At 71.0% G+C, this 5219-nt stretch carries 6 protein-coding genes; 2 read left to right on the forward strand and 4 right to left on the reverse strand.

Annotated elements, in window-relative coordinates:
• Positions 1–810: LysR family transcriptional regulator (locus QR78_RS31290; protein ID WP_048431542.1), on the reverse strand; the 810-nt coding region annotated here is incomplete at its 3' end.
• 89 nt (positions 811–899) lie between these two features.
• On the opposite strand from QR78_RS31290, the gene QR78_RS31295 reads away from it, so the two are divergent.
• The gene (locus tag QR78_RS31295) at positions 900–1337 is read left to right on the forward strand and encodes a PACE efflux transporter (RefSeq protein ID WP_048431543.1); all 438 of its coding nucleotides are present in this window, start codon (positions 900–902) and stop codon (positions 1335–1337) included.
• Positions 1338–1386: 49 nt separating this feature from the next.
• Here the strand turns inward: QR78_RS31295 and QR78_RS31300 are convergent, their stop codons facing one another.
• Both QR78_RS31300 and QR78_RS31305 read right to left on the reverse strand, forming a co-directional pair.
• Positions 1387–1629, reverse strand: coding sequence for a hypothetical protein (locus QR78_RS31300; RefSeq protein WP_048431544.1), 243 nt, complete (start codon positions 1627–1629; stop codon positions 1387–1389).
• 499 nt (positions 1630–2128) lie between these two features.
• On the reverse strand, positions 2129–3331 hold the full coding sequence (locus QR78_RS31305; protein WP_048431545.1) for a pyridoxal phosphate-dependent aminotransferase: 1203 nt from the start codon (positions 3329–3331) through the stop codon (positions 2129–2131).
• A gap of 218 nt (positions 3332–3549) precedes the next feature.
• On the opposite strand from QR78_RS31305, the gene QR78_RS31310 reads away from it, so the two are divergent.
• Positions 3550–4707, forward strand: coding sequence for a helix-turn-helix transcriptional regulator (locus QR78_RS31310; RefSeq protein WP_048431546.1), 1158 nt, complete (start codon positions 3550–3552; stop codon positions 4705–4707).
• Positions 4708–4723: 16 nt separating this feature from the next.
• On the opposite strand, the gene QR78_RS36385 is transcribed toward QR78_RS31310, so the two are convergent.
• The coding region (locus QR78_RS36385; RefSeq protein ID WP_048431547.1) for a DUF1236 domain-containing protein at positions 4724–5219 on the reverse strand (496 nt) is incomplete at its 5' end.

Here is a 5219-nt window from a genome sequence, read left to right on the forward strand (position 1 = left end):
CTGCAATTCGACCAGGGCGACCGGCCAGTCGCCCTGGTCGAATTGCAGGTCCGGCGTGACGAGGTACGGCGCGGTGAGCGAGGCGGCGATGACGTGGTCGGTGACGAAGGCCCAGCCGATCCCGTGCTTCACCATCTCCAAAATCACCCAGTGGCTCTCGACCCACCAGACCTCGGCGGCGACGCGCAGGCGGCGCTTCTCCGGCCCATCGCTGCGGGCGGCGACCAGGATCTGGCGGTGGCGCTTCAGCTCCTCCCACTCCACCCGCGCCTTGGCGAGGGGGTGGTCGCGGCCGCAGACGAGCTTGAGCGGCACCCAGCCGATGGTCTGAAAGCCGAGTTCCGTCGGCAAAACCTCCTGGCGCCACATCACCCCGAGATCGGCGGCGCCCGACTGCACCATGCGGCTGACATCCTCCATCAGCGGGAACAGCAGTTCCAGTTCGACGGAGGGAAAGGCCTGGGCGAAGTCGGCGAAGAGAGCGCCGAGCGCGTGTTCGGGATAGAGTTCGTCGATGGCGACGACGAGCCGGTTCTCGATGCCCTGCTGCAGGCTGCTCGCCACGCCGATCAGGTGCTCGCGCCGGTCGAGCACGACCCGCGCCTCGAGGAGCAGCCGCTCGCCGGCCGGGGTGAGCACCGGGTTGCGGCCCGTGCGGTCGAACAGGTCCAGCCCGAGATCCGCCTCGAGATTCGCCACCTGCATGCTGACGGCGGATTGCGCCTTCCTCAGCGTCCGGGCGGCGCCCGAGAACGAACCGGCCTCGGCCGCCGCCACGAAGGCCTGGAGCTGGTCGAGCGATACGGCCATCCATCTGTTTTCCCGATAGGTCCCAACTTGCGACCGGGAGCATCGCAGATAGAAAGCGGCCCATCCATCACCGCTTCGGGGTCGAGACCATGCGCAGCACGCGCGACCGCATCCGCCACGCCATCCTGTTCGAGGTCGTCGGCCTCGCGCTCATCATCCCGCTCGGGACGGTCGCGTTCGGCCTGCACGCCTCCGCGATGGGCGTGATCGGGATCGGCAGCGCGGTGACCGCGACGGCGTGGAACTACGTCTACAATCTGGGCTTCGACCACGCGATGCAGCGGGTCATAGGGCACACCCGCAAGAGCCTTCCCTTGCGGGCGGCGCATGCGGTGCTGTTCGAGGCCGGGCTGCTGGTGATCCTGCTGCCGCCGATCGCGTGGTATCTCGGCATCGGCCTGCGCGAGGCCCTGGTCATGGATCTGGCGATCGCGGCCTTCTACGTCGCCTACGCGTTCCTGTTCAACCTCGCCTACGACCGGGCCTTCCCGGCCCCGGGCTGGGCCGAGGCCGCACCGGCGCGCTGATACCGCGTCAGGGCGCCGTCGATCCCGGTAGCCACGATTTCGGCGGCGCTCAGCGCCGCCGCTCGCCGGAGGCCTCCGACATCAGCCGCCCGAGGCTGCGCTGGTCGAGAACCGCGGGGGCCTTGTCGGCGCGGCGCGGCGCGATGGCGCCGGTCGTGGGCGGGTCGATGACGGAGGCCAGCGCCGGCCCGGGCGCCCGGTCCTTCTCGCGCAGGGCGATCCAGTTCGCCGCCGTGGTCAGCGCCGCGATCGCGATGATGACTTTGATACCGCCGAGAAGGAGGCGCCACATGGCTGGTCGGGACCCACGATCGGTGTGAGGCCGACGATCCGGCCGTCCGACATTCTTGGGCCATAAGCCTTAACGGGCGGCCTCCCCGCCCCCGACCCGGATCGTCCCACAACGGGAGGGCGGAGCAATCTGGTGGGCCTTGCGCCAGGATCGCGGTTCCTGTTCCCCGGAACCCTGACGCTCCGGCGACTGCTCGGCCCACTGAGCCTCACAGGATTGGGTGCAGAGAACTGGTCCGCCCCACCCCGTCGTCGCCGACCTCTTTGCCGCACAGCCCGGACGGGTTCCGGAAGCCGCCGGGCGCGCCGGCATCGAGGACGGCCCGTGTAGGACAGACGGGGCCGGAGGGGCAACCGGAATACGGCCGAGGCGCTTGCGTCACAACGCGCCGGCCCGGCGCACTTGACCGACCGAAACGAGAAACCCGGCGGGCCCAGGGCCCGCCGGGTTCGAACACCTCATCATCCGGTCGCGCGAGCGCGGCCGGCTCGCGGAGCGATCAGCGCAGCGAGCCGCAGAAGCGCTGGATGCGGCGGCAGGCCTCTTCCAGGAGCTGGTTCGAGGTCGCGTAGGAGATGCGCAGGTTGGGACCGAGGCCGAAGGCCGAGCCGTGCACCGAGGCGACGCCCTCGGCCATCAGGAGCTCGGTGACGAAGTCCTCGTCGGTCTCGATCACCTTGCCGGACTCGGTGCGCTTGCCGATCAGCTCGGCGCAGGACGGGTAGACGTAGAACGCGCCCTCCGGCGTCGGGCAGCGCAGGCCGTTGGTCTGGTTCAGCATCGAGACGACGAGGTCGCGCCGGGTCTGGAACGCGGCCCGGAACTCGGCCAGGTGGTCCTGCGGCCCGTCGAGGGCGGCAACGGCAGCCCATTGCGAGATCGTGGCCGCGCCGGAGGTCTGCTGGCCCTGGACGAAGTCCATCGCCTTGATCAGCTGCTCGGGGCCGGCGGCGTAGCCGATGCGCCAGCCGGTCATGGCGTAGGATTTCGAGACGCCGTTCATGGTCAGCGTCCGCTCGTAGAGCGCCGGCTCGACCTGGGCCGGGGTCACGAAGGTGAAGTCGCCGTAGACGAGGTGCTCGTACATGTCGTCGGTGAGCACCCAGACGTGGGGGTGGCGCACCAGCACGTCGGTGAGCGCCTTCATCTCGGCGTGGCTGTAGGCGGCGCCCGACGGGTTCGAGGGCGAGTTGAGGATCACCCACTTGGTCTTCGGCGTGATGGCGCGCTCCAGCTCCTCGGGCTGGAGCTTGAAGTTCGTCTCCATCGTGGTGTCGGCGAAGACCGGGGTGCCGCCGCACAGGCCCACCATCTCCGGGTAGGACACCCAGTAGGGCCGCGGGATCACCACCTCGTCGCCCGGGTTCAGGGTCGCGAGCAGCGCGTTGTAGATCACCTGCTTGCCGCCGGTGCCGACGATGGTCTGGCTCGGCTTGTAGTCGAGCCCGTTCTCGCGCTTGAACTTCTTGGCGATGGCCTCGCGCAGCGGGACGATGCCCGAGACCGGCGGATACTTGGTCTCGCCGCGATGGATCGCTTCGATCGCCGCCTGCTTGATGTGCTGGGGCGTGTCGAAATCCGGCTCGCCGACCGACAGGCTGATGACGTCGCGCCCCTGGGCCTTCAGGTCCCGCGCCTTCTGGGTCATCACGATGGTGGCGGAGGGTTTCACGCGCGAGAGGGCGTCGGCCAGAAAGCCCATGATGATCGACTCCAGAACCTGTGTAAGACGCCCGGTCGGGCAGGGTCCTGGCCGTCCGGGTCTTCGAGCGGGCCGGACCCTAGTCGGGCGCGCCAGTGCGGGCAAGCCGCGCTTTGCCCGAAGAACAGGCGTCCGTGCCTGCACGGAACCATCGGCCTGGACAAATGGCGCGCCCGCGTGACACCGTTCCGCTTACCGGCGGGACGGAATCGGCGGCGATGGGCGAGGCGGAGCGGGTGCGGGCCTTGAGCGAGGAGATCGGCCTCGCGATCGACCACGCCGCCTGCGATCCCGCGGCCTGGGACGGCGTCATGGCCACGATCGGCCGCCTCATGCCCGGAATCTGGCCGGTGCTCCAGGTCGTCGATGCCGCCGCCGGGACCGGTCTGCCCCTCGTGCACTGGGGCTGGGATCCGGCCGACGTCCAGGCCTACGAGGCGCATTACGGCGCGGTGAACCCGTGGATCTCCGTGATCCTGTCCACGCCCGAGATGGTGTCGATGCATTCCGAGGAGCGGATGCCGGTCGCCAGCCTGCAGCATACCGAGTTCTACACCGACTGGCTGTCGCGGCTGGGCGGCATGACGGCCTCGAGCGGGATCAAGCTGATCGACGCCGACGGCCGCCTGGCGGTGCTCAACCTTCAGCACGAGCAGGCGCGGGCGGCGCGCGAGCAGGAGCGGCTGGGCGCGGTCATGGCGCGGATCGGGCCGCGGATGCGCCGGGCGATCGAGACCAACCGGGCCTGCTTCCCGGCCGGTATCGCCCGCGCGCCCGGGGAGACGCTGCTGACCCGGGTGGCCGATCCCGCCTTCGTGGTCACCCGCGACCTGCGCCTCGTGGAGGCGAGCCGCGCCGGCCACGACCTTCTTTCCGAGGGAACGGTCCTGCGGGTCGGGGCCCTCGACCGGGTGCAAATACGGGATCGGCGCCTCGCCGAGTCGGTGGCCCGGGAGGTCGCGCTCGCCTGCGGAGGCGCCCCGGAACCCGGGATCGACCCGACGGGCCAGGGGCCGGTGCGGGTCGGGCCGATACGCTGGCAGGTCACCGCGATCGGACTGCGCCAGGACCTGCGCGGCATCGTCGGGATGGCGCGGCTGCTGGTTCCGGACCAGCTCGCCCTGGTGGTCCTGCGCGGGAGCGCCGCGGACGGCACCCGGGAGCGCGACCGCCTCGCCGCCCTCGGGCTCTCGCCGGCCGAGATCCGCCTCGCCCTGCTGATGGACGGGTCGCGCTCCCTGGTCCAGGCGGCGGAGGCGCTGGGCATCCGCCACGAGACCGCCCGCTCGCAACTGCGTCAGGTCTTCGCCAAGCTCGGGGTGTCGCGGCAATCCGAGCTCGCGGTGTTCATCCTCCGGCTCAGGCAACGCGCCTGAGCCGGAGAAGCCGGCATCAGGCCGGGATCACGTCCACGATCTCGTAGGTGTCGGGATCGATGATGACGATATCGTCGCCGACCAGCACGTACTGGAAGCCGCGATAGGCCGGGACCAGGGTGAGGATCGCCGGCGGCAGGGCGTGCAGGGTGACCGAGCGCGGCACCGCGACGCCGGCTCTCAGGGCGAAATTGACCCCCGTCAGCGGCCGCACGCCGGAGCGCACGATGGTCTGGCGGAACTCGGTGCGCTTGGTGGTGTCGAGGCGCGAGACGGCGCCCCGGGCCTCCGTCCGGCCACCGCGCTCGCCCCGCTCGGCACCGCGCTCGCCACGCTCACCGCGTTCTCCTTCACGCTCGCCGCGTTCACCGCGCTCGCCTCCACGCTCGCCGCGCTCGGCGCCGCGGTCGCCCCGCTCACCGCGTTCGGCTCCCCGCTCGCCGCGCTCGCCCGGCTCGGCACCGCGTCCGCCGGCACCGGGCTGGGCGCCCTCGCCGCCGGCCCGGCCGCCG

The sequence above is a fragment of the Methylobacterium indicum genome, assembly GCF_001043895.1.
In the GTDB taxonomy this organism is placed as follows: domain Bacteria; phylum Pseudomonadota; class Alphaproteobacteria; order Rhizobiales; family Beijerinckiaceae; genus Methylobacterium; species Methylobacterium indicum.

Excerpts from the sequence above, each read along its gene's own strand:
- QR78_RS31300 (WP_048431544.1), bottom strand. The coding sequence starts at position 1,629 with ATGTGGCGCCTCCTTCTCGGCGGTATCAAAGTCATCATCGCGATCGCG.
- QR78_RS31295 (WP_048431543.1), top strand. The coding sequence starts at position 900 with ATGCGCAGCACGCGCGACCGCATCCGCCACGCCATCCTGTTCGAGGTC.
- QR78_RS31305 (WP_048431545.1), bottom strand. The coding sequence starts at position 3,331 with ATGGGCTTTCTGGCCGACGCCCTCTCGCGCGTGAAACCCTCCGCCACC.
- QR78_RS31310 (WP_048431546.1), top strand. The coding sequence starts at position 3,550 with ATGGGCGAGGCGGAGCGGGTGCGGGCCTTGAGCGAGGAGATCGGCCTC.